We start from the raw sequence: 22,542 nt of genomic DNA, 5'->3' as shown, positions 1-22,542 counted from the left end.
TCCGGTCTGGACAACTCTCCCTGTGGCACACTCTCCACCGTGATCAGCCCGATGGCGGTGCATGTCGAAGGCACCGACGCCGACCGCATCACCGCGCGAATAACGACTCCGTCGGGTGTCGAGACTCGAGTGACGACGGAGTCCAATTATTCGCTCGACCATTCCGCCACCCCCTGGCTTCCGCCGCTCCTGACGGCCGGAATGCGCAAGGGTTGGGACGTCACGTTCGACGGCCCCGTGGATTCGACCGCACTTCGAGGTGCATCCGGGGCTCAGAAGGTCTTCCTCGACTGGTATCCCAAGCGTTTTCGAGAAGTGTCGATCTCCGCCGAACCCGGCCGAGTCGCCACCGGCGCGACAGGAGTGGGGTGCTTCTTCAGCGGCGGCGTCGACAGCTTCTACTCGGCGATCACGGAATCGGATCGCATCACTCACCTGATCTTCGTGCACGGTTTCGACATCGATGTCTACGACGAGAACCTGGCGGCCAGAGCCTCGGCCGCAGCCAGGGAGTCGGCGGCGGAGTTGAACAAACCGTTGATCGAGGTCAAGACCACGATGAGGTCGGCCTTCGGCGACCGACTACCGCTCGACTGGGGATACGACTTTCACGGTGCCGCATTGGCGCACGTCGGTCTGGCGTTGTCGCAACACCTGAGCACTGTCATCATCCCGTCGTCGAACTGCCGCGAGGAACTCACACCGTGGGGCTCTCATCCCGACCTCGACCCCTTGTGGTCGAGTGGCACAGTCGAGTTCGAGCACCACGAACTCGAACTGCACCGTCTGGGCAAGATTCGTCGGATCGGCGAGAACCGGACCGCGATGAACCATCTGCGGGTCTGCTGGGAGAACCTCGACGGAGCCTTCAACTGCGGCAGATGCGCCAAATGCGTTCGCACCCGGATCGGGTTGGCGGCCGCAGGCGCACAGTGCACGACGTTCCCCGAGATCATCGATGTACGCGCTGTTCGTCGAATGGATCTGAGAAGCCGCGATCGCGGCTACCTGAGAACCGCACTCGCCGCGATGGACGCGTCCGGTGTCACCGACGTCGACCTGCAGCGGGCCGTGCACACAGCGATTCGACGAAGCTACTGGACCCCGGCCCTGTTCTTCATGCGTAGCGCAGGTTCACGTGTCGGCCAGGTGATCCGTCGAAGCCTGCGTCGTTGAATCGGTCGTCTCGATAACCGGGTCAGTTCTCGACATGCACCGCGTAGCCAGCCGCACCCAAGGCATCGAGCACCGAACCTCGATGGTCGGGTCCGCGGGTCTCGACGGTGAGCATCACGTCGACCTCCTCGAGCCCCAGGCGTCCGCCGGTACGGGAGTGGACGACGTCGACGACGCTGGCCCCGGCATCACGCACCACTCCGAGTACGCCGGTGAGTCCGCCCGGCTTGTCCGAAATGGTCACGCGTACAGCGAGATAACGTCCACCCGCCCGGAGACCGTGGGTGATCACGTGGGTGAGCAGCAGCGGGTCGATGTTCCCGCCCGAGAGGACGGCACACACGGAGCCGGTCAATCCGAGTTCGTCCGCGGAATGCGTCATCAGCGCTGCCACCGCCGCGGCACCCGCCGGCTCCACGATGAGTTTCGCTCGCTCGATGCACAGCACCAACGCGCGAGAGAGCGCATCCTCGCTCACGGTCACCACGTCGTCGACCCAGCCCTGCACGTGATCGAACGGCACCGATCCGGGCAGGCCGATCGCGATGCCGTCGGCCATCGTCGACATCGATGTCAACGCGATGGGATGGCCCGCCTTCAGCGACGCCGGCCATGCGGCAGCACCCTCGGCCTGTACCCCGACGATCCTGATATCGGGTTTGGTCAGCTTGACCGCCGCGGCGACGCCGGCCAGCAGTCCCCCACCGCCGGTGGGAATCACGATGGTGCCGACGTCCGGCATCTGTTGGAGCAGTTCGGTACCGAGCGTCGCCTGCCCCGCGACGATGTCGAGATGGTCGAACGGATGAATGAGAGTGGCACCGGTGCGTTCGGCGAACTCCCGCGCCGACTTCAGTGCCTCGTCCACCGTGTTGCCCACCAGATGAACCGTTGCGCCGTAGGCCTTGGTGGCGACGAGCTTGGGTAGCGACACTCCGACCGGCATGAACACGGTCGAGTCGATCCCCACCTGCGACGCCGCCCAGGCGACGCCCTGCGCATGATTGCCGGCACTGGCCGCGACGACCCCGCGTGCACGCTGCTCGGCGTCGAGCCGGGCGATGCGGTTGTACGCCCCGCGCGGCTTGAACGATCCGGTGCGCTGCAGGTTCTCGCACTTGAGGCGCACCTCGTGGCCGGTGAGGTCCGACAGAATTCGCGAGGCCACCACGGGGGTCCGGCGCATGACCGGCTCCAGCAGCTCCTCGGCCGACGCAATATCCGACGCGGTCACCCGCACAATTTCCGACACGGTGGCAGTATGCCAGGAACAATTACTCTCGTGACATCATCCGCAGACGGTCGTCACTACAGTTGTGGAGCGCGTGCCGCACCACAGCGACCCGCGACCGGCGCAAAGGATTCTCGGTGATGACGCAGGCTGGACCCGACGAGGTCGACGACGGCCGCGAGATGCGTGGCAGCGTCGAGATCAAGGATCGGGCCATTTCTCGGACCGCCATCGCGGCGGCACTGAAGGATCCTCGGGTCACGCGCACCACCGGCGGCTTCTCGCGACTGACGGGTCGAGAACTCCCCCGCGCCGACGTCACCCTCGGCGAGGACACGATTGCAGTCAACCTCTACATCGGTGTGACCTGGCCGTCGCAGATCACCGAGGTGACCGAGTCGGTGCACGCCACCGTCGAGGCCGCCTTGGCGACGATGACGGGGCTGCACGTGCATCGAGTGAACGTCCTGGTATCGGACGCCACACTGGACACCGGTTCCTCGTCGATCTCGGATACCGAAGAATCGCAAGCGATTCCACCTCGTCCACCCACGGCCGGGCCCGCCGCGATGCCGGTGGCACTGTTGTTGGGATTCGCGCTTCTCGGTCTCGCCTTCGTCGCCGGTAGGGAATTCCTGATCGCGCACGGCCACCTCGGCGGACGTCGATGGATCGCCGACGCTGTGTCCTGGGCAGCCGGATTGCACTGGCAGAGTTGGATGGTCGCCGCCGCGATCGCCGCCGTCGTCGCCGGGCTGATCCTCGTGTTCATCGGGGTCAAGCCGCGCACGAAGACGCATTCCGGCCTGGGCGCGTCGACGGTCTGGGCCACAGCCACGGATATCGCCCGATTGTGCAGTGCTGCAGCGCAGTCCACGCGCGGAGTGGTGGACGCCCACACCGTCGTCACGCGTAAGAAAATCGAGGTGCGAGTCGAGCGGGATGCTGCTTACGATGCCGACCGTGTAGACGTCGACGTGCGCGAGGCACTTGCTCCGACACTGTCGGTTGCTGCGGGCGGGCGACGCCTGACGGTGAAGCAGTCGTTGGCAGCTCCGACGAGGGTGTCGTGATGAAGACGTTCGTCGCCGGTGTCGATCGACTGCTCGCGATCGTGGCCGGAGTGGGGTTGATCGCGGGTGGCGGATTCGCGCTTGCCTGGCACTACGACGTTCCGTGGGCGCGAGAAACGCTGTCTCGCTTCGACCGCGCACAGATTTCGGAACTACCGGAACAGGGCTGGTGGGAGCCGACGCTGGCTGTGGTTGTCTGCATCGCAGTGGTCGTGGCGCTGCTTCTGCTGATCGGCAACTTCTCTCCACGCACGACCGGAACAGCAAGCGTCATCGAGGAGCCTCATTTCTCGGCGCACGTGGATCTGAGCGCCATCGCCTCGGGCGTCGCCGCGGAGTTGGCCGAGTTCCCCGGTGTTCGACGCGCCCGAGGTACGGCGATCGACGATCGCGGGATGCCCACTGTTGCTGTATCCGTCTATGCTGCAGCAGATTTCGATGTCGTTGCATTCACCGACCGAGCCGAATCACGAGCCGCCTTCGTGGCCGAATCACTCGCCGGTACACACGTCGCCACCCGCATTCAACTGCACGTCGACAAGCGGCGGTAACGGTCCGATCGGTATGGTTGCGTCATGGTTGCAACGACGCGCAGTAGGTTCGAGCGATGGTCCGGCGGAATGCCACTCGCCGTGCCCGTGGCATTCGGAACCGTACTGCTGATCGCCACAGTGTCATCGAAGCTCGGTGGCAGTTCGGTCTTCTTCTTCGCTCCCCTCGCCTTCGCCACCTCGGGAACGATGGTGTGGCTCAGATCGCGCCGTGATCCCCATCGTGTCGACGCAACACACGCTGCCGTCGGGTCGGGTCTGCTGGTGGGATGCGGCGTCGTCGTCGCCGCGTGCGGTCTCGCAGGCGGTCTGCTGCTGGGCTCACCGACGTTCTGGGCGTCCATAGCCATCGTTGCAGCCATCGCGGCACCGATCAGCGCAGGTATCGGTCCGTTCTAGTGCCTGTTCGCCTATAGCCATCGACTGCTTGTGTCCCACGTTTCGGTTGCGCGGTGCCGTCGGTCCTAATCGGTGTAATCGGCAGCAATGATCAGCCGCAGGAACTTTCAGCCATGAATCTCGATGCCGGGCTGCATCTTTCCGCGTGGAGTGTTCACTGTCGGTTCGACGACCATGGCTTGCAGCAGCCTCGGCCCTGATATTCGCTCACGAAACCGCGGCGTACTCGGTCTTGATCAGGCGCCCTCCGCTTCGGCAGACCACGGCGGTGAATGAACCACTGCATACGTCTGACCGCGACAAGGGTCCATTGACGCACGGAGGGTGACACACCTCGGACCGCGTCAATGGACCACTGCATACGTCTGAGCGGTGCGAGGGTCCATTCACCCACCGTGGGTGGCACACCTCGGACCACGTGAATGAACCACTGCATACGTCTGACCGCGACAATGGTCCATTGACGCCAACGGGGGGCGCACGCAAAAGCGGCACCCACCCTTTCGGGTGAGTGCCGCTTCGGTACAGCTGGTGGAACTAGATCACTTGATGATCTTCGTGACGCGACCGGCTCCGACGGTACGACCGCCCTCACGGATTGCGAAACGCAGGCCGACATCCATGGCGACCGGCTGGATCAGCGTGACGGACATCTCGGTGTTGTCACCGGGCATGACCATCTCGGTGCCCTCGGGAAGGGTCACGACGCCCGTAACGTCCGTGGTACGGAAGTAGAACTGCGGGCGGTAGTTGTTGAAGAACGGCGTGTGGCGGCCGCCCTCGTCCTTCGAGAGGATGTAGGCGTTGCCCTCGAACTCCGTGTGGGGAGTCGTGGTGCCCGGCTTGATGATGACCTGTCCACGCTCGACGTCTTCGCGCTTGATGCCACGAACAAGGAGGCCGACGTTGTCGCCTGCCTGACCCGAGTCGAGCAGCTTGCGGAACATTTCGATTCCGGTGACGGTGGTCTTGGTCGAGCCGGGGCGGATGCCGACGATCTCGACCTCTTCGTTGACGTTGACCGAGCCGCGCTCGATACGTCCGGTGACCACGGTGCCACGACCGGTGATGGTGAAGACGTCCTCGACGGGCATGAGGAACGGCTTGTCGGTCTCACGGACGGGGTCCGGCACGGAATCGTCGACGGCCTGCATGAGCTCCAGAACCGACTCGCCCCACTTCTCGTCACCCTCGAGTGCCTTGAGTGCGGAGACCTTGATGACCGGTGCGTCCTCGTCGAACTCCTGCGAAGCGAGGAGCTCGCGGACCTCCATCTCGACGAGCTCGATGATCTCGTCGTCGTCGACCATGTCGGCCTTGTTCAGTGCGACCAGGATGTACGGGACACCGACCTGGCGGGCGAGCAGCACGTGCTCGCGGGTCTGCGGCATCGGGCCGTCGGTTGCTGCAACGACCAGGATTGCGCCGTCCATCTGTGCCGCGCCGGTGATCATGTTCTTGATGTAGTCGGCGTGACCCGGTGCATCGACGTGCGCGTAGTGGCGCTTCTCGGTCTGGTACTCGACGTGGGAGATGTTGATCGTGATACCACGAGCCTTCTCCTCCGGAGCCTTGTCGATCTGATCGAAAGCCGAGGCCTCGTTCAGGTCCGGGAACTTGTCGTGCAGAACCTTGGTGATTGCAGCCGTCAGCGTCGTCTTACCGTGGTCAACGTGACCGATGGTGCCGATGTTGACGTGCGGCTTCGTCCGATCGAACTTCGCCTTCGCCACTGTGTGTCCTCCTGGACTGATCTGTGCCGGCCCCGACGGGGCAAGCACGCGTATGTGTTGTTACTTATTACAGGTCGAGCGTGGTCCAGCAGCTGAAGAGAGTTACTCTCCGGTCGCCTTCGCGATGATTTCCTTCGAGACGTTCGCAGGAACTTCTGCGTAGGAATCGAAGACCATGGAGTAGTTAGCGCGGCCCTGCGTCTTCGACCGAAGGTCTCCGATGTAGCCGAACATCTCCGACAGCGGAACCAATGCCTTGACGATACGGGCACCGCTGCGTTCCTCCATGGCCTGGATCTGACCACGGCGGGAGTTCAGGTCGCCGATGACCTCACCCATGTAATCCTCGGGAGTGATGACCTCGACGGCCATGACGGGTTCGAGGATGACGGGGCTGGCCTTGCGAGCAGCTTCCTTGAACGCTTGTGAGCCGGCGACCTTGAAGGCCATTTCCGACGAGTCGACGTCGTGGTACGCACCGTCGAGCAGTGTGACCTTGACGTTGACCAGGGGGTATCCGGCGAGAACACCGTACTGCATGGCGTCCTGAGCACCTGCGTCGACCGAGGGGATGTACTCCCTGGGCACACGACCACCGGAGACCTTGTTCTCGAACTCGTAGGTCGCACCGTCTTCGCCCTCGAAAGGCTCGAGCTTGATGATGACCTTCGCGAACTGGCCGGAGCCACCGGTCTGCTTCTTGTGGGTGTAGTCGTGCTTGTCGACCGTCTTGCGGATGGTCTCGCGGTACGCGACCTGCGGCTTGCCGACGTTGGCCTCGACCTTGAACTCGCGACGCATACGGTCGACGAGGATGTCGAGGTGCAGCTCGCCCATTCCGCCGATGACGGTCTGGCCGGTGTCCTCGTCCAGCTTCACCGAGAAGGTGGGATCCTCTTCGGCGAGCTTCTGGATCGCTGTTCCCAGCTTCTCCTGGTCGGACTTGGTCTTCGGCTCGATCGAGACCTGGATGACCGGGTCCGGGAAGCTCATGGACTCGAGGATGATCTGGTTCTGCGGATCGCAGAGCGTGTCACCCGTCGTGGTGTCCTTGAGGCCGATGACGGCGTAGATGTGACCGGCAGATGCGGTCGCGATCGCGTTCTCCTTGTTGGAGTGCATCTGGAAGAGCTTGCCCAGACGCTCCTTCTTGCCCTTGGTCGAGTTGATGACCTGAGCGCCGGAGTCGACCTTGCCCGAGTACACCCGGACGTAGGTCAGCTTGCCGAAGAAGGGGTGGGTCGCGATCTTGAACGCGAGAGCTGCGAACGGCTCGTCTGCGGACGGCTTGCGAGTGATCTCCTTCTCCTCGTCGCCGACGGCGTGTCCGATGGTCTCGGCAACGTCGAGGGGAGACGGGAGGTAGTCGATGACCGCGTCGAGCATGGGCTGAACGCCCTTGTTCTTGAACGCGGATCCACACAGGATCGGGTACAGCTCGCTGTTGACCGTCATCTTGCGGATGGCAGCCTTGATCTCGTCGACCGTGAGCTCTTCGCCACCGAAGTGCTTCTCCAGAAGCGCTTCGTCGGACTCGGCGACGGTCTCGAGCAGCTGGGTGCGGTACTCGTCCGCGCGCTCCTTGAGGTGTTCCGGGATCTCCTGGATCTCGTACTTCTCGCCGAGCTTGGTCTCGCCACTCCACACGAGAGCCTTCATCTGCACGAGGTCGATGACGCCCTCGAAGTCGTTCTCTGCGCCGATGGGCAGCTGGATGACCAGCGGCTTGGCACCGAGACGATCGATGATGGTCTGCACGGTGTAGTAGAAGTCCGCGCCGAGCTTGTCCATCTTGTTGACGAAGCAGATGCGCGGTACGTCGTACTTGTCGGCCTGACGCCAGACCTGCTCGGACTGCGGCTCGACGCCCTCTTTGCCGTCGAACACTGCGACCGCGCCGTCGAGGACGCGGAGCGAGCGCTCCACCTCGACGGTGAAGTCGACGTGACCGGGGGTGTCGATGATGTTGATCTGGTTGTCGTTCCAGAAGCACGTCGTGGCAGCAGAGGTGATCGTGATGCCACGCTCCTGCTCCTGCTCCATCCAGTCCATGGTGGCTGCGCCATCGTGAACTTCACCGATCTTGTAGGAGATACCGGTGTAGAAGAGGATGCGTTCGGTAGTGGTGGTCTTGCCGGCATCGATGTGGGCCATGATGCCGATGTTGCGGACCTTGTTGAGGTCGGTCAGCACGTCCTGTGCCACGAGTTAACCCGCCTTGGTGTTGGAAGAGGTATTGCCTGAGCTGATCAACGCTCCGGCGGCATCGGATAGTTCCGGATGCCGCCCGAGCGAGGAGATCACCAGCGGTAGTGGGCGAACGCCTTGTTGGCTTCGGCCATCTTGTGAGTGTCTTCGCGGCGCTTCACAGCGGCACCGAGGCCGTTGCTGGCGTCGAGCAACTCGTTCGCCAGACGCTCGACCATGGTCTTCTCGCGACGAGCGCGCGAGAACGTGACCAGCCAGCGCAGTGCCAGCGTGGTGGAGCGGCCGGGACGAACCTCGACGGGCACCTGGTAGGTGGCGCCACCGACGCGACGGCTGCGAACCTCGAGGGCCGGCTTGACGTTGTCGAGTGCACGCTTGAGCGTGACGACGGGGTCGGTGCCGGTCTTCTCGCGAGCCTGCTCGAGCGCCTGGTAGACGATGCGCTCTGCAGTCGACTTCTTGCCGTCGAGGAGGATCTTGTTGACGAGCTGCGTGACCAACGGCGATCCGTAGACCGGGTCGTTGATCAGCGGCCGCTTGGGTGCTGGGCCCTTGCGTGGCATATCAGCTCTTCTCCTTCTTGGCTCCGTAGCGGCTGCGAGCCTGCTTGCGGTTCTTGACACCCTGGGTGTCGAGCGAACCGCGGATGATCTTGTAACGCACACCCGGGAGGTCCTTCACACGACCACCGCGAACGAGCACCATCGAGTGCTCCTGCAGGTTGTGACCCTCACCGGGGATGTATGCGGTGACCTCGACCGAGGAGGTCAGGCGAACACGCGCGACCTTACGGAGAGCGGAGTTCGGCTTCTTGGGGGTGGTGGTGTACACGCGAGTGCACACACCACGGCGCTGGGGACTGCCCTTGAGGGCAGCGGTCTTCAGTTTCGCAACCTTGTCGGTGCGTCCCTTACGGACCAGCTGGTTGATCGTTGGCATGAACCGGCTTTCTTCGTGTCGATAAACAGGGATCTAGCAGTTGGAGCAAGAGAACACTGCTCCTCACCCGGTACTGCTGCTGCTCCAGTACTGCTACCGCGGGTCTCTTGCACCCCGCGGTCGGGTGTGTCGCATACCCCCACACGTCCAGCCGGTTGCGCGCTCTTGGAGCGAACGTGCGCACGGCTGTACCTCGCATAGGCACACAAACGGTCCGGGCAGGCCGGACACGACCCATAACGATACCCGGCGGCGTGACCTCGGGTCAAAACACCCCTCGCGTGGGTACTCGATCAACGACTGAGGTTCAGCGTGAGATCGGCGAGCTTCGCGGCGGCCTGGCACGGATCGGGATGGGCGGCGTCCGGCCGGTACTGCACCCACCATCCGAAGATGCCGTCCCGATCCGCCCCGGCCGAGACGCCACACGCCGCTGAGTCGTCGGGACGCTGGGCCTGGATTGCCTTGCGGCCCTGCACTGTTGTGTCGGTGACGGTGTACATCATCTTCTCGTCGGCGGCTCGTTCGGCCGCCAGAGTTCCGGACTCGAACCAGTTGAAGGTGACCTTCACCGTGCCTGCGGAACCGACGAGATCCCACCGGCAGATGGCCCCGAAGAAGCCGCGAGCGATGGCGTCGGCACCGGTGGTATCGCGGATCTGGTCGTCGGAGACGGCGTCGCACTCGGTCAACAAGTCGGTGAATTCTCGGCCACCGGACCCACCGAAACTCGCCGGCCGCGGCGTGCCCTGCACGGTCTGGGAACAGCCTGCGACGAGCAGCAGGGTCGCTGCGGCGGCGAGGACGCGTCGGATTCTCATTGCTTGCGCTCCACTGTCAGTGTCGCCAGCTCGTTTCCGACCTCGCACGGCGGGCGCGCCGCAGGTTGGTCGGAGTACGTGATGGACCAATGGAAGAAGTCGTCGCCGAACTGCACGCCGATCTCGCACAACGCACCCTGCTCGGCCTCGAAGCCGGGGTTGCCGTCGATCTCGATGTCCTTCGCCGGACGGCCGATCAGCTCGGAACCGGCGCGTTCGCGTCCGATGGGGCTGCCGCGATACCAGGAGAAGCTGACACCCGGTCCGCCGAACCCGACCGTCTCCCACTGGCAACCGACGGAATTACGGGTGATCTGAGCGAACGGGCCCGCGCCGAACGCGGACTGCACCTCGGCGTCGGTGATCGATCCGCATTCGCCGAAGAAGGGACCGGGCTCGTATGCCGCGGTGGTCGGGGCAGTGTCCTCCGGCGGCGCAGCGTCGTCTTCCGCCCCGCCGCACCCGGCGATCAGCACCGCTGTTGCCGCCACGACCATCGCGAACCGTCTCGTCATCCAGTGGCTCACATCTACGGGGCCGAGAATCCGCCGACGCCCGGAATGTCGAACAGAATGCCGGAGGCCAGAACATGAGCGGTGAACAGAATCGGTCCGCTACCGGTGTCTGCGACGACCGGGCCCGAAGGCACGAACACGCCGTTTCCCTGCTGGCAGATCGGTGCGTTCACCGACCCGGTGCGTCCGTTGGCGATGTTGACGAAGTCCACCTGCAGGCTGGCGAAGTTCTGGTAGGACGCGCAGATCCGCGGCTCGGCGGCGCGGCCCCAGATGTGGGTCTGTCCCGGCGTGTCGGTGCTCGCGACCTCGATCGTGCCGATCCACTGATCCGGAACGACGAGTCCGCCGACGGTGACGCCGAGGTTGGGGATCTGCAGGACGGGGACCGAAACCGGTCCGGGCGGGGGCGCGTTCTCGATGGGTGCGGACGGCGCATCGGCAGGCGGTTGGGCCTGTGCGACCGGCGCGAGGGCCATGGTGCTCACAGCCGCGAATGCAGCTGCGAGTAGACCGAATCGAGTCAGACGAGCCATACCTGTGTGTCTCCTGATCCTGTGGACGCGAGTCGCCATACGTTACCGCGAAGCGGCGAGCTTCCGGCCCCGGACGTAGACGCCGACGATGGCGGGTTCGCGCATCGCCATCAGCAACGCGAACAGGGTCTGATCGCGGGCGAGCTCGGGATCGTCGGCGCGGACACCGTGGTCGACGGCCACCGCGAGCTGCGGCCATGCGGACGGATCGACCACGACGAAGTCGGCCTCCTTGCCCGCGTCGAAATTGCCGATCCGGTTCTCCATGTCCAGCGCTCGGGCTCCGGCGAGTGTTCCGGTGAACAGCAGTTCGGCCGGATGCAGCGACAGACCCGCGTCGCCCGGCTCGGAGATGTGCACCTTGAACGCATCGGCGAGAACCTGCGGCAGCAGCCACTCGTCACCACCGCCGAAGTCCGAACCGATGGCGATGTTCACCCCGGCGGCGACGGTTCGCTGCCACGGCATCGTGCCCGAGCCCAGAAACTGTTGCGAGGTAGGACAGTGCGCGACGGAGGTGCCTGTCTCCGCCATTCGCGCGAGTTCGACGTCCTGACAGTGCACCGCGTGGGCCAGGATGGTGCGCCGACCCAGGAAGCTCTTTCCGCCGACCTGCGAGCCCGGCAGAAACTTGCCGTCGTAGGTATCGAGGTACGTGGCCACACCGTAGGCGTTCTTGGTGGCGTCGATCTCTCCGGTTCCCGGCCGGTTGTTCTCGTTCAGATGTGTGTGGAAGTAGACACCGCGCGCGCGGACGGAATCGTAGAGCTCACCGAGGTTCTTCAGCGTCTCCGTCGTCACCGACAGCGAGAACCGCGGTACGACGGCCACGTGCAGCATCGCCGTGTCGACGTCGCCGGTGTCGGCTGCGTGCCATTTCTCGATCTCCTCGGACACCAGCCGGATGGCCTCGTCCTCGCCGGTGATCAAGGCCTGCGCCGACGCCGGTCCGGTGGTCTGGACCCCGCGTCCACTGACGATCCGCAGTCCGTGCTCGAGCGTCTCGGCGAACAGCGAATCCTGCGCGTGCGGGAACGCCGATCCGAACACCATCGCCTGCGTCGTTCCGGCTCGGATGCGCGCGGCGCAGAAGTCTCGGGCCGCAGCGGCAGCGAACTCCGGATCGGCGAAGCGGGACTCCGACGGGAAGATGCAGGTGTTCAACCATTCGAGCAGTTGCCCGCCGCCGTAGGAATCTCCGGCGTAGGTCTGCGGAAAGTGAATGTGAGTGTCGACGAAACCGGGCAGCAGAAACCCCGGACGGTGATCGACCACCGGGACCTGCGCGAATCCGGTTGGGAGAGAATCGAACTCGCCACAGAACTCGACATTTCCCTCATCCGACACCGCGAGCGCACCGTCGGGAATCGACACCAACGCGGCTGCCGCGTCCGTCACCGTGGGCGAGCCTGCGACGTGGAAGATGTGGCCGCGGTACACGCGTGCGATTTCGGAAGTCACCCGCCAGACTCAAGCACAGGTTGCGCAGTGCTGCAGACCGTGTGGGTCTAGAGCGCTCCCGCCGGAGCTGCGGACATCCGAGCGTTCAACGACGCATCCAATACCTCTGCCCACGAGCGCACGACCTCGGCTCGTCGTCGTGCGTCGTCGGTCAGGACATCGGCCAGACCCAGTCCACGCGCGAGGTCGAGGGTCGCCTGGACGAGACGGTGCGAGACGGGATCGTTGTCGTCGACACCGAGGTTCTCGACGGCCATCTGGTGGGCACGGCGACCGAACCGCTCTTCGAGAGGGACGATCCGATCGCGCAACTCGGGGTCGGCCGATGCCGCCGTCCAGACCTGAAGTGCCGCTTTGAACATCGGTCCGGTGTAGTACTCCACGAGCCGCTCCACCACCAGTTTCGTCCGGCCGGGGCCCGCCGGAATCTCCTGCGCCTCGCGGCGAGCACTGTCCATCCGAGTGTCGAACATGTACTCGAGTGCTCCGGTGATCAGGTCCTCACGCGTCGGGAAGTGGTGTTGGGTCGCGCCGCGGGACACGCCGGCCCGTTCGGCGACCACGCCGACCGTCGTTGCACCCCAGCCCTGCTCCGCGAGCGAATCGATCGTCGCCTCGAGCAGTCGCTGACGCGTGACCCTGCTGCGGTCCTGCTTGGGTTCGCGCGCCATCACCATCGCCGTACTCCCTCCTACCGACGCTCGGCCGACCTATTTCTCGACCGCTCTACTTTTCGGCCGCCCAGGACGGTGGCCTCTTCTCCAGAAAGGACATCATCCCCTCTCGGGCCTCGTCGGACGCAAACAACCTGGCCGATTGCTCGGCGACGGCCGACCCGCGTTCGTCGAACTCGCGCCGGATCGCGGCCGTGGTGAGGAGCTTCGACTCGGCCAGGCCCTGCGGCGAACACTTCCGAAACATGATCATGTAGTCGGCCACCGCTGCCGCGGGAACGGCGTCGGCCACGGTGACCAGACCGATCGCCTCGGCGGTGGCACCGTCGAACGTCTCCCCGGTGAGAAAGTAGCGACTCGCTGCCCGGGAGCTCAGTCGCGGCAGCACGGCCACCGAGATGACCGATGCGGCCAGGCCGAGGCGAACCTCCGTCAGCGCGAACGAACTCTGGGGTCCGGCCACCGCGATATCGCACGCCGCGACCAGCCCCATCCCGCCGGCCCGCACATGTCCGTCGATCTGCACGACGACGGGTTTCGGGGTGTCGATAATCAACCGCATCAGGTCCAGCATCTGCCTGGTGCGCAGTTCCGGCGACGAGCCGGCCTCTCGGAGGTCGGCCCCGGCGCAGAACGTGGTGCCGGTGTGGCCGAGCACGATCGTTCTGACGTCGTCGTCGTGCGCCGCAGCGATGAGTCCCGCCGTCAGCTCCTCGACCAACACCGACGACAGCGCGTTCCGATTCTGCGGCGAATCCAACGTCAAATACGCCGTGTCCTTGCTCGATTCGACGAGAACGGCCATCAGTAGCTTCTCGGCAGTCCGAGCGAGTGCTGGCTCACGAAGTTGAGGATCATCTCCCGACTCACTGGCGCGACACGGGCGATGCGGGCGGCCCCGAGCATCGCAGCCAACCCGTACTCACTGCTCAGGCCCGCGCCACCGTGGGTCTGAATCGCCTGATCCAGCGCCTTGATACTGGCCTCGGCCGCAGCGTATTTCGCCATGTTCGCCGCCTCGGCAGCGCCGAAGTCGTCGCCGGAGTCGTAGAGCACCGCGGCCTTCTGCATCATCAGCTTGGCGAGTTCGAGTTCGATCTTGCACTGCGCCAACGGATGAGCGAGACCCTGATGCGCTCCGATCGGCGTCTTCCAGACGGTGCGCTCGTTGGCGTACTTGACTGCCGCGTCGATTGCGTACCGACCCATACCGACAGCCATCGCGGCACCGAGAATGCGCTCGGGGTTCAGTCCCGCGAACAACTGCATCAGGGCGGCGTCGGGCTCACCGACGAGTGCCTCGGCGGGAAGCCGAACGTCGTCGAGGAACAGCACGAACTGATGATCGGGCTCGACGATGTCCATCTCCATCTGCGTCTTCTGCAGCCCCGGAGCGTCGGTGGGCACGATGAACAGGGCCGGCTTGAGCTTGCCGGTCTTGGAATCTTCGGTGCGCGCGACGATGAGGACCGCGTCGGCCTGATCGACACCGGAGATGTAGATCTTGTTGCCCCTCAACAACCACTCGTCGCCGTCGCGACGCGCCGTGGTGGTGATCTGGTGAGAGTTGGATCCGGCGTCGGGTTCGGTGATGCCGAAGACCATGATTTTGGACCCGTCGGCGAGGGCGGTGAGCCACTCCTGCTTCTGATCGGGCGTGCCGTACTTGCCGATGATGGTGCCGCAGATGGCCGGGCTGACTACTACCAGCAGCAGACCGGCACCGTGCGCGGCCAGTTCTTCCTGCACGAGCGCGAGTTCGTAGATGCCTGCGCCACCGCCGCCGTACTCCTCGGGCAGATTGACGCCGAGGAAACCGAGCTTGCCCGCCTCGTTCCACAGTTCGGTCAGCGGCTCACCCTTGCGCGCCTTGGGCAGAACGTAGTCGATGTAGTTGTAGCGCTTGCCCAGTGACGAGACTGCGTTGCGCAGTCCCTTCTGCTCTTCGGTCTCGATGAAACTCATGATTGTTCTGCTCCTTCGGTTACCACGGCCAGCACTGCGCCGACTTCGACCTGTTGACCTTCTGTGACGTTCAGTTCGGTGAGCACACCGTCCGCGGGTGCGGTCACCGTGTGTTCCATCTTCATCGCCTCGAGCCACAGGATCGGCTGCCCGGCCGTGACGGTATCGCCCTGCGCAGCAGCGATTCTGATGACACTGCCCGGCATCGGTGCGAGCAAGGAACCCGCCGCGACCTCGTCGGTCGGATCGGTGAACCGCGGGGCCTTGATCAACCCGACCGGGCCCAGTGCGGAATCGACGAACACGTCCGATCCGTAGCTGCTCACCTTGAAGATGCGACGGATTCCGTTGTCGTCGAGCGTCACCGAGGTCGGCGTGTACTCGACCAGTTCGACGCCATCGAGTTCGACGCCTCCCACCGAGGAGGTGAGTCCGCTGCGTCCGATCGAATATTCGACGGTGATGTCGTTGTACGTCTTGCGCTGCGGTTGGGACCGGAGATTGCGCCAGCCACCTGGCAATCCGCGATTCACAAGGGCGTTCCGGACGTTGCTCGCGGCATCGGCCAGTGCCGCTGCGAGTGCGGACAACTCCTGGGCGCGGCCCTGTGCGATCGGCCAAGCCAGGACATCGAGCCCGTGCGTGTCGAAGAACGCGGTGTCGGTGTCCCCGGCCAGGAACGCCGGGTGTCGCAGGATGTTGACCAGTAGATCGCGATTGGTCTTCAGACCGTGAACGGTGGCCTTCTGCAACGCTTTCGCCAGTAAGTTCGCTGCCTGATCCCGCGTCGGCGCGAACGAAATGACCTTCGCGAGCATCGGGTCGTAGTGAGTTCCCACCACACTGCCGGTTTCGACGCCGGAGTCCACTCTGATGCCGGACTTGTCCAGCACCTCGAACTGCGCACCGGGGATCTCGAATCGGTGCACGGCACCGCTCTGCGGCTGCCAGGCATGAGCCGGATCCTCCGCGTAGAGGCGAACTTCGATGGAGTGTCCGCGGGTCTCCGGCTGCTCGGCGGGCAACCGCTCCCCCGCGGCGACCCCGATCTGCAAGGCCACCAGGTCGAGTCCGGTCGTGCACTCGGTGACCGGATGCTCCACCTGCAGGCGCGTGTTCATCTCCAGGAAGAAGAAGTTGCCCTTCTCGTCGGCGAGGAATTCGACGGTGCCTGCACCCTCGTAGCCGATGGCCTCGGTGGCCAAGGTCGCCGCATGGAACAGCTTCTCGCGCATGCCGTCGATACGTTCGACGAGCGGCGACGGTGCCTCCTCGACGACCTTCTGATGCCTGCGTTGGATCGAGCACTCACGCTCGCCCACCGTCCACACCGTGCCGAATCGGTCCGCCATGACCTGCACTTCGATGTGTCGGCCGGTCTCGATGTACCGCTCCACGAACACCGTTCCGTCGCCGAATGCCGAGAGTGCCTCGCGCCCGGCCGCTTCGAGCTCCGAGTCCAGGTTCTCGAGGTCGCGCACGATGCGCATGCCGCGCCCGCCTCCGCCTGCGGAGGCCTTGATCAGCACGGGCAGTTCGTTCTCGGTGACCGACTCGGGATCGAGCTGGGTCAGCACCGGTACTCCGGCGTCGGCCATCATCTTCTTGGACTCGACCTTCGAACCCATCAATTCGATCGCCTTGACGGGCGGCCCGATCCACGTCAGGCCCGCGTTCTGCACCTGCTGTGCGAAATCGGCGTTCTCGGAGAGGAATCCGTATCCCGGGTGCACCGCGTCGGCTCCGGCGTGTACCGCGGCGGCGATGACGAGCTCGCCGCGCAGGTAGGTCTCGGCCGAACTGTTGCCGGGCAGACGGACGGCCGCATCGGCCTCCCGCACGTGCGGGGCATTCGCGTCGGCGTCGGAGAAGACCGCGACCGTGTCGATGCCCTCGGCGCGGCAGGTGGTGAAGACGCGTCGGGCGATTTCGCCGCGGTTGGCTACTAGAACGGACGTTATGGTCATGGCTTCACATCCGGAAGACACCGAAGTTGGCGGTGCCTTCGATCGGGGCGGTGGCGATGGCCGACAGGCACATTCCCACCACCGTGCGGGTATCACGGGGGTCGATGACGCCGTCGTCGTAGAGGCGTCCGGAGAGGAACATCGGCATCGACTCGGCCTCGATCTGGCCTTCGATCATCGCGCGCATTCCGGCATCGGCTTCGGCGTCGAAGGCCTGTCCGCGAGCCTCGGCGGCGGCGCGTCCGACGATCGAGATGACACCTGCGAGTTGCGCGCCGCCCATGACGGCCGATTTGCTCGACGGCCACGCGAACAGGAACCGCGGATCGAATGCCCGTCCGCACATGCCGTAGTGACCGGCACCGTACGACGCACCGAGCAGAATGGAGATGTGCGGCACCGTGGAGTTGGACACGGCGTTGATCATCATCGCTCCGTGCTTGATCATCCCGCCCTCCTCGTACTCCTTACCGACCATGTAGCCGGTGGTGTTGTGCAGGAACAGCAGTGGGGTGTTCGACCGGTTCGCGAGCTGGATGAACTGCGTCGCCTTCTGCGATTCTTCACTGAAGAGCACACCGCGGGCGTTGGCCAGAATGCCGATCGGGTATCCGTGCAGCTCGGCCCATCCGGTGACCAGCGATCCGCCGTACATGGGCTTGAACTCGTCGAAATCGGAACCGTCGACGATGCGGGCGATGACCTCGCGCGGGTCGAACGGGATCTTCAGATCCGTGGGAACGATGCCGAGCAGATCCTCGGGGTCGGCCAAAGGCTCGATCACCTCGACGCGAGGCTCCGGGCCCTTCTTCTTCCAGTTCAATCGGGAGACGATGCTGCGTCCGATGCGGATGGCGTCCTGCTCGTCGACGGCGAAGTAGTCTGCGAGACCGGACTTTCGGGCGTGCATCTCGGCCCCGCCGAGGGACTCGTCGTCCGAGTCCTCGCCGGTGGCCATCTTCACCAGCGGCGGTCCGGCGAGGAAGACCTTGGAACGTTCCTTGACCATCACGACGTGATCGGACATACCGGGGATGTACGCCCCGCCTGCGGTGGAGTTACCGAACACCAACGCGATCGTGGGGATGCCCGCCGCCGAGAGCTGCGTCAGATCACGGAACATGCGACCGCCGGGGATGAACACCTCCTTCTGCGTCGGTAGATCGGCTCCACCGGATTCGACCAACGAGATCACCGGGAGCCGGTTCTGCGTGGCGATGTCGTTGCCGCGGAAACCCTTCTTCAGCGTCCACGGGTTGCTGGCTCCGCCGCGGACCGTCGGATCGTTGGCGACGATGAGGCACTCGACCCCGCAGACGACGCCGATGCCCATGACGGTGCTGGCTCCGACGGGAAAGTCGCTGCCCCAGGCCGCGAGTGGGCACAGTTCGAGAAATGCCGAGTCCTCGTCGATCAGCAGCTCGATGCGTTCGCGGGCGAGGAGCTTGCCACGCTTCTTGTGGCGCTCGATGTACTTCTCACCGCCGCCGAGCAGAGCCTTCGAGTGCTCGGCGTCGATCTCGTCGAGCTTGGTGTTCATCGCGTCGACATTCCCGGAGAACTGCTCCGAGGCCGTGTCCAGCGTGGACTTCAGCACGCTCATGCCTGATACCCCAATCGTTTTGCTGCCAGCCCGGTGAGAATCTCGGTGGTGCCGCCGCCGATGCCGAGGATGCGCATGTCGCGGTACTGCCGCTCGACCTCGCTCTCGCGCATGTAGCCCAACCCTCCGAAAAGCTGCACTGCCTGATTGGCGACCCACTCTCCCGACTCGACGGCGGTGTTCTTCGCGAAGCACACCTCGGCGATGAAGTCCTGGTTCTCCTGCAGGGACCGCTCGACGAGGGATCGGGTGTAGACACGTGCGATGTCGATCTTGCGCGCCATCTCGGTGACGGTGTTCTGCACCGATTGCCGTGCGATGAGCGGCTTTCCGAAGGTCTCGCGATCACGAACCCACTGCAGCGTCAGATCGAGACACCGCTGCGCGCTGGCGTAGGCCTGGGCCGCGAGCGCAATGCGCTCGGTGAGAAACGCCTGCGCGATCTGCGCGAAACCACTGTTCTCGGCACCGACGAGGTTGGCGACGGGAACACGGGCGTCGACGAACGACAGCTCAGCGGTGTCCGATGCGCGCCACCCCATCTTGTCGAGCTTGCCGGTTACCTCGAACCCGGGTGTGCCCTTCTCGATGACTAGCAACGAGACACCGGCTGCACCCTCCCCTCCGGTGCGGACCGCGGTGACGACGAAGTCTGCTCGGCACCCCGAGGTGATGTAGGTCTTGGATCCGTTGACGACGTAGTGCTCGCCGTCCTTGACCGCCCTCGTCCTGAGGTGGCCGACGTCGGAGCCGCCACCCGGCTCGGTGATCGCGAGCGAGCCGATCTTCTCCCCCGCCAGCGTGGGCCGCACCCACTTCTCGATCTGGTCGGCGTCACCCGCTGCAACCAAGTGCGGCAACGCGATTCCGCTGGTGAACAACGACGCGAACAGGCCACCCGACGCTCCGGCCTGATGCATCTCCTCGCAGATCACGACTGCGTCGGCCAGATCTCCACCGTCGCCGCCGACCTCCTCGGGGAAACCTGCGCCGATCAACCCCAGAGCGGCCGCCTTCTTGTGCAGCTCACGCGGTATCTCGCCATCGGCCTCCCACTGGTTCATGTGCGGAGCGATGTCCTGCTCGACGAAACTGCGGACGGTCTTTCGAAGCTGCTGACGCTCCGGCGTCGTCCAGATACTCATGTGAAGTCTCCTTTGAATGCCAGGGTTTCGGGGATGTCGATGTACCGCGACCGCAGCCACTCGCCCAGTCCCTTGGCCTGTGGATCGAATCGGGCCTGCGATGCCACGCCCTGTCCGAGGATGCCCTCGATGACGAAGTTGACGGCCCGCAGATTCGGCAGTACGTGCCGGGTGACGGTGAGCGGTTCTGCCTCGGGAAGCATCTGCTTCAGGGTTTCGACCGTCAATGCATGGACGAGCCAGACGAATTCGTCGTCGGTGCGCACCCAGACTCCGACGTTGGCGTTGCCGCCCTTGTCTCCGCTTCGGGCCGCGGCGACGGTGCCGAGTGGGAGCCGGATGGTCGCCTCGTCCGCTCGCGGTGCCGGTAGCGCCGGTTCTGCGAGGGGCTCGAGTGCCCGCGTCTCGGTCGACGGTGCGACGGCGCGCTCGGTGCCGTCGGCCAGGTGCGCGACGTGCGGTACCTCGGCTGCGTCGACGAAGCCTGCGGTGAAGACTCCGTACGGGGCTCCGTTCCCGGGTGGCGCGGTGACCGAGAACCCCGGATAGCTCGCCAGTGCGAGTTCGACTGCCACCGCGGAGAACTGACGTCCGACGGCGTCGGGGTTGCTGTCACGGGCGACGCAGCGCAGCAGAGCACTGGCCGTCTCCTCCGTCTCGGCATCGGGCTTGTCGGTGCGTACGAGCGTCCAGTCCAGCTCGGTCGGCCGCGCCGTGAGCCAGGACTCGAACTGATGCTGTGCCAGTGCGGCTTTGGCTTCGATGTCCAGTCCGGTGAGCACCATGGTGAATTCGTTGCGGAAGCCGCCGAGCGCATTGAGCGAGACCTTGTAGGTGGGCGGCGGCGCTTCGCCGGTCACACCGGTGATGGACACCCGATCGCTGGATTCCTGCGTCAGGATCGCTGAGTCGATCCGTGCGGTGACGTCAGGGTTCGCATAGCGGCCGCCGGTGATTTCGTACAGCAACTGGGCAGTCACGGTGCCGACGCTGACAGCACCGCCGGTGCCCTCGTGCTTGGTGATGACGGACGATCCGTCGGACTCGATCTCGGCGATGGGGAAGCCGGGACGGGACATGTCGGCGATCTCGGTGAAGAAGGAGTAGTTGCCGCCCGTCGCCTGTGTTCCGCATTCGATGACGTGCCCGGCGACGACGGCCCCGGCCAATGCGTCGTAATCGGTTGTAGTCCATCCGAAGTGAGCCGCCGCAGGTCCGACGATGACACTGGCGTCGGTGACGCGCCCGGTGACGACGACGTCCGCCCCGGAGTTCAGGCATTCCACGATGCCCCACGCGCCGAGGTAGGCATTTGCGGTCAGCGGGCTGCCGAGGCCGAGTTCGGCCGCTCTGCCGAGGAGGTCGTCGCCGTCGACGTAGGCGATCTTCGCGCCGGAGTCCAGCTTCTCCAATGCCTCGGCCAGGCCGCGGGGGTTGAGTCCGCCTGCGTTGGCAACGATCTTGACACCCTTGTCCAGTGCCAATCCGAGGCAGTCCTCTGCTTGGCGCAGAAAGGTTTTGGCGTAGCCCCGGGTCGCGTCCTTCATCCGATCGCGGCCGAGAATGAGCATCGTCAGCTCGGCGAGGTAGTCGCCCGTGAGGTAATCGAGTTCGCCGCCCTCGAGCATCTCGCGCATCGCGGACAGCCGGTCTCCGTAGAAGCCCGAACAGTTGCCGATTCGTACGGTCATGCTGTCTCTCGTCCTGACTGTGGCCGTCCGGCCCCGGGAGGGCCTGCGAAGGCTTGGGCGATGGTGATCCAGTGCGCGGCGTCGGTTCCCTCGGCGCGGATGTCGAGGTCGTCGCGGTGGGCGCGCTGGGTGACGAGGAGGCAGAAGTCGAGGGCCGGTCCGCTCACGCGTTGGGCAGCGTTCTCGGGCCCCCACGTCCAGAGCTCACCCGACGGTGCGGTGAGCTCGATGCGAAACGGTTCGGTGGGCGGAGCCTGATCGTTGACGGCGTAGGCGAAATCCCTTGTCCGGACGCCGATGTGCGCGACGCCGCGAATTCTGTCGGTGGCGACGCGGGTGACGCCCAGTGCGTCGGCGACATCCTGACCGTGCGCCCAGGTCTCCATCAACCGGGCTGTGGCCATCGACGCGGCGCTCATCGGGGGTCCGAACCAGTCGATCTTGGTCCCCGACGGCACCTGCATCAGTGCGTCCGCCATGGCGATGCGTCGGGTTCGCCATTCGTTCAGGAGGTTCGGGTTACGAGATTCTTCCTCGGCGGCCTCGTCGACGAAGCCGGTGGGGTTCTCCCATGCCTTCTTCAGGGTGAGAGCGAACTCCTCCTTGGCCTCGATATCGCCGGACGCTGCGGACGTAGTTCGCTCCGCGACGTGATCGGTCCAGGAAAGATGTGCGATCTGATGCGCGACGGTCCAGCCCGCGGCCGGTGTCGGTGCCGCCCATTGCTCCGGGGTCAGTTCGGCCACGAGTGCGTCGAGGTCGTTGCCCTCGGCGCGTAGGTCGTCGACGAGAGGGTCGAGGTCTGCCATGAGCCCAGCTTCACAGGAGGTCCTGAAAAAAGCAAGCACGCTTGC

At 64.8% G+C, this 22,542-nt stretch carries 21 protein-coding genes; 4 read left to right on the top strand and 17 right to left on the bottom strand.

The window, feature by feature from the left end:
- Window positions 1-39: 39 nt before the first annotated feature.
- Complete coding sequence (locus CH306_RS14555) at window positions 40-1,176, top strand: hypothetical protein (RefSeq protein WP_256981168.1); 1,137 nt, start codon at window positions 40-42, stop codon at window positions 1,174-1,176.
- Window positions 1,177-1,198: 22 nt separating this feature from the next.
- Here CH306_RS14555 and ilvA read toward each other — a convergent pair whose 3' ends face one another.
- Window positions 1,199-2,362: a threonine ammonia-lyase gene (ilvA, locus tag CH306_RS14550; RefSeq protein ID WP_217901372.1), complete on the bottom strand. Its 1,164-nt coding sequence runs from the start codon at window positions 2,360-2,362 to the stop codon at window positions 1,199-1,201.
- Window positions 2,363-2,547: 185 nt separating this feature from the next.
- Here ilvA and CH306_RS14545 point away from each other — a divergent pair, with 185 nt between their 5' ends.
- From CH306_RS14545 to CH306_RS14535, 3 genes are read left to right on the top strand one after another with little or no spacing between them, the layout of a single operon-like run.
- Window positions 2,548-3,480, top strand: coding sequence for a DUF6286 domain-containing Asp23/Gls24 family envelope stress response protein (locus CH306_RS14545; RefSeq protein WP_094646953.1), 933 nt, complete (start codon window positions 2,548-2,550; stop codon window positions 3,478-3,480).
- Complete coding sequence (locus CH306_RS14540) at window positions 3,480-4,031, top strand: hypothetical protein (RefSeq protein ID WP_094646952.1); 552 nt, start codon at window positions 3,480-3,482, stop codon at window positions 4,029-4,031. The genes CH306_RS14545 and CH306_RS14540 overlap by 1 nt, the downstream gene beginning before the upstream one ends.
- Window positions 4,032-4,055: 24 nt before the next feature.
- Window positions 4,056-4,430 carry a hypothetical protein gene (locus CH306_RS14535; protein WP_143545392.1) on the top strand — a complete coding sequence of 125 codons (375 nt, stop codon included), beginning with the start codon at window positions 4,056-4,058 and terminating at the stop codon, window positions 4,428-4,430.
- 542 nt (window positions 4,431-4,972) lie between these two features.
- On the opposite strand, the gene tuf is transcribed toward CH306_RS14535, so the two are convergent.
- The 16 genes from tuf to CH306_RS14455 all read right to left on the bottom strand — a co-directional run bounded on the left by tuf (window position 4,973) and on the right by CH306_RS14455 (window position 22,497).
- A complete protein-coding gene (tuf, locus tag CH306_RS14530) occupies window positions 4,973-6,163 on the bottom strand; it encodes an elongation factor Tu (protein ID WP_008714056.1) in 1,191 nt (396 codons plus the stop codon).
- Between the two features lie 102 nt (window positions 6,164-6,265).
- Window positions 6,266-8,368: an elongation factor G gene (fusA, locus tag CH306_RS14525; protein WP_045199098.1), complete on the bottom strand. Its 2,103-nt coding sequence runs from the start codon at window positions 8,366-8,368 to the stop codon at window positions 6,266-6,268.
- Between the two features lie 95 nt (window positions 8,369-8,463).
- Complete coding sequence (gene rpsG, locus CH306_RS14520; RefSeq protein ID WP_003941856.1) at window positions 8,464-8,934, bottom strand: 30S ribosomal protein S7; 471 nt, start codon at window positions 8,932-8,934, stop codon at window positions 8,464-8,466.
- Window position 8,935: 1 nt separating this feature from the next.
- On the bottom strand, window positions 8,936-9,310 hold the full coding sequence (gene rpsL / locus CH306_RS14515; RefSeq protein WP_008714048.1) for a 30S ribosomal protein S12: 375 nt from the start codon (window positions 9,308-9,310) through the stop codon (window positions 8,936-8,938).
- A gap of 293 nt (window positions 9,311-9,603) precedes the next feature.
- A complete protein-coding gene (locus tag CH306_RS14510; RefSeq protein ID WP_094646950.1) occupies window positions 9,604-10,131 on the bottom strand; it encodes a DUF3558 domain-containing protein in 528 nt (175 codons plus the stop codon).
- Complete coding sequence (locus tag CH306_RS14505) at window positions 10,128-10,646, bottom strand: DUF3558 domain-containing protein (RefSeq protein ID WP_094629689.1); 519 nt, start codon at window positions 10,644-10,646, stop codon at window positions 10,128-10,130. Before CH306_RS14505 ends, CH306_RS14510 begins: the two co-directional genes overlap by 4 nt.
- A gap of 14 nt (window positions 10,647-10,660) precedes the next feature.
- The gene (locus CH306_RS14500; protein ID WP_094646949.1) at window positions 10,661-11,182 is read right to left on the bottom strand and encodes a hypothetical protein; all 522 of its coding nucleotides are present in this window, start codon (window positions 11,180-11,182) and stop codon (window positions 10,661-10,663) included.
- A 42-nt stretch (window positions 11,183-11,224) separates the two neighbouring features.
- Complete coding sequence (locus CH306_RS14495; RefSeq protein WP_256981167.1) at window positions 11,225-12,643, bottom strand: guanine deaminase; 1,419 nt, start codon at window positions 12,641-12,643, stop codon at window positions 11,225-11,227.
- A 47-nt stretch (window positions 12,644-12,690) separates the two neighbouring features.
- Window positions 12,691-13,314, bottom strand: coding sequence for a TetR/AcrR family transcriptional regulator (locus CH306_RS14490; protein WP_094647044.1), 624 nt, complete (start codon window positions 13,312-13,314; stop codon window positions 12,691-12,693).
- A gap of 55 nt (window positions 13,315-13,369) precedes the next feature.
- The gene (locus CH306_RS14485) at window positions 13,370-14,122 is read right to left on the bottom strand and encodes an enoyl-CoA hydratase family protein (protein WP_094646948.1); all 753 of its coding nucleotides are present in this window, start codon (window positions 14,120-14,122) and stop codon (window positions 13,370-13,372) included.
- On the bottom strand, window positions 14,122-15,282 hold the full coding sequence (locus CH306_RS14480) for an acyl-CoA dehydrogenase family protein (protein ID WP_032394005.1): 1,161 nt from the start codon (window positions 15,280-15,282) through the stop codon (window positions 14,122-14,124). The genes CH306_RS14485 and CH306_RS14480 overlap by 1 nt, the downstream gene beginning before the upstream one ends.
- The gene (locus tag CH306_RS14475) at window positions 15,279-17,249 is read right to left on the bottom strand and encodes an ATP-binding protein (RefSeq protein WP_094646947.1); all 1,971 of its coding nucleotides are present in this window, start codon (window positions 17,247-17,249) and stop codon (window positions 15,279-15,281) included. Before CH306_RS14475 ends, CH306_RS14480 begins: the two co-directional genes overlap by 4 nt.
- A gap of 4 nt (window positions 17,250-17,253) precedes the next feature.
- Window positions 17,254-18,852 (bottom strand): acyl-CoA carboxylase subunit beta, encoded by a 1,599-nt coding sequence (locus CH306_RS14470; RefSeq protein ID WP_094646946.1) that lies wholly within the window; start codon window positions 18,850-18,852, stop codon window positions 17,254-17,256.
- Window positions 18,849-19,997 carry an acyl-CoA dehydrogenase family protein gene (locus CH306_RS14465; protein WP_094646945.1) on the bottom strand — a complete coding sequence of 383 codons (1,149 nt, stop codon included), beginning with the start codon at window positions 19,995-19,997 and terminating at the stop codon, window positions 18,849-18,851. Before CH306_RS14465 ends, CH306_RS14470 begins: the two co-directional genes overlap by 4 nt.
- Window positions 19,994-21,688 carry an acyclic terpene utilization AtuA family protein gene (locus CH306_RS14460; protein ID WP_094646944.1) on the bottom strand — a complete coding sequence of 565 codons (1,695 nt, stop codon included), beginning with the start codon at window positions 21,686-21,688 and terminating at the stop codon, window positions 19,994-19,996. The genes CH306_RS14465 and CH306_RS14460 overlap by 4 nt, the downstream gene beginning before the upstream one ends.
- Window positions 21,685-22,497 carry a TIGR03084 family metal-binding protein gene (locus CH306_RS14455; RefSeq protein WP_094646943.1) on the bottom strand — a complete coding sequence of 271 codons (813 nt, stop codon included), beginning with the start codon at window positions 22,495-22,497 and terminating at the stop codon, window positions 21,685-21,687. The genes CH306_RS14460 and CH306_RS14455 overlap by 4 nt, the downstream gene beginning before the upstream one ends.
- Window positions 22,498-22,542: the final 45 nt, after the last annotated feature.

It is taken from the genome of Rhodococcus sp. 15-725-2-2b (assembly GCF_002259075.1).
Classification (GTDB): domain Bacteria; phylum Actinomycetota; class Actinomycetes; order Mycobacteriales; family Mycobacteriaceae; genus Rhodococcoides.
Note: the sequence above shows the minus strand (reverse complement) of the source record. Positions and strands in the feature narration are given on the sequence as shown.

Excerpts from the sequence above, each read along its gene's own strand:
- CH306_RS14480 (WP_032394005.1), bottom strand. The coding sequence starts at position 15,282 with ATGAGTTTCATCGAGACCGAAGAGCAGAAGGGACTGCGCAACGCAGTC.
- rpsL (WP_008714048.1), bottom strand. The coding sequence starts at position 9,310 with ATGCCAACGATCAACCAGCTGGTCCGTAAGGGACGCACCGACAAGGTT.
- CH306_RS14460 (WP_094646944.1), bottom strand. The coding sequence starts at position 21,688 with ATGACCGTACGAATCGGCAACTGTTCGGGCTTCTACGGAGACCGGCTG.
- CH306_RS14545 (WP_094646953.1), top strand. The coding sequence starts at position 2,548 with ATGACGCAGGCTGGACCCGACGAGGTCGACGACGGCCGCGAGATGCGT.
- CH306_RS14510 (WP_094646950.1), bottom strand. The coding sequence starts at position 10,131 with ATGAGAATCCGACGCGTCCTCGCCGCCGCAGCGACCCTGCTGCTCGTC.
- CH306_RS14535 (WP_143545392.1), top strand. The coding sequence starts at position 4,056 with ATGGTTGCAACGACGCGCAGTAGGTTCGAGCGATGGTCCGGCGGAATG.
- ilvA (WP_217901372.1), bottom strand. The coding sequence starts at position 2,362 with ATGCGCCGGACCCCCGTGGTGGCCTCGCGAATTCTGTCGGACCTCACC.
- CH306_RS14465 (WP_094646945.1), bottom strand. The coding sequence starts at position 19,997 with ATGAGTATCTGGACGACGCCGGAGCGTCAGCAGCTTCGAAAGACCGTC.
- CH306_RS14470 (WP_094646946.1), bottom strand. The coding sequence starts at position 18,852 with ATGAGCGTGCTGAAGTCCACGCTGGACACGGCCTCGGAGCAGTTCTCC.
- CH306_RS14455 (WP_094646943.1), bottom strand. The coding sequence starts at position 22,497 with ATGGCAGACCTCGACCCTCTCGTCGACGACCTACGCGCCGAGGGCAAC.
- CH306_RS14505 (WP_094629689.1), bottom strand. The coding sequence starts at position 10,646 with ATGACGAGACGGTTCGCGATGGTCGTGGCGGCAACAGCGGTGCTGATC.
- CH306_RS14485 (WP_094646948.1), bottom strand. The coding sequence starts at position 14,122 with ATGGCCGTTCTCGTCGAATCGAGCAAGGACACGGCGTATTTGACGTTG.
- rpsG (WP_003941856.1), bottom strand. The coding sequence starts at position 8,934 with ATGCCACGCAAGGGCCCAGCACCCAAGCGGCCGCTGATCAACGACCCG.
- CH306_RS14540 (WP_094646952.1), top strand. The coding sequence starts at position 3,480 with ATGAAGACGTTCGTCGCCGGTGTCGATCGACTGCTCGCGATCGTGGCC.
- CH306_RS14500 (WP_094646949.1), bottom strand. The coding sequence starts at position 11,182 with ATGGCTCGTCTGACTCGATTCGGTCTACTCGCAGCTGCATTCGCGGCT.
- CH306_RS14490 (WP_094647044.1), bottom strand. The coding sequence starts at position 13,314 with ATGGCGCGCGAACCCAAGCAGGACCGCAGCAGGGTCACGCGTCAGCGA.
- CH306_RS14475 (WP_094646947.1), bottom strand. The coding sequence starts at position 17,249 with ATGACCATAACGTCCGTTCTAGTAGCCAACCGCGGCGAAATCGCCCGA.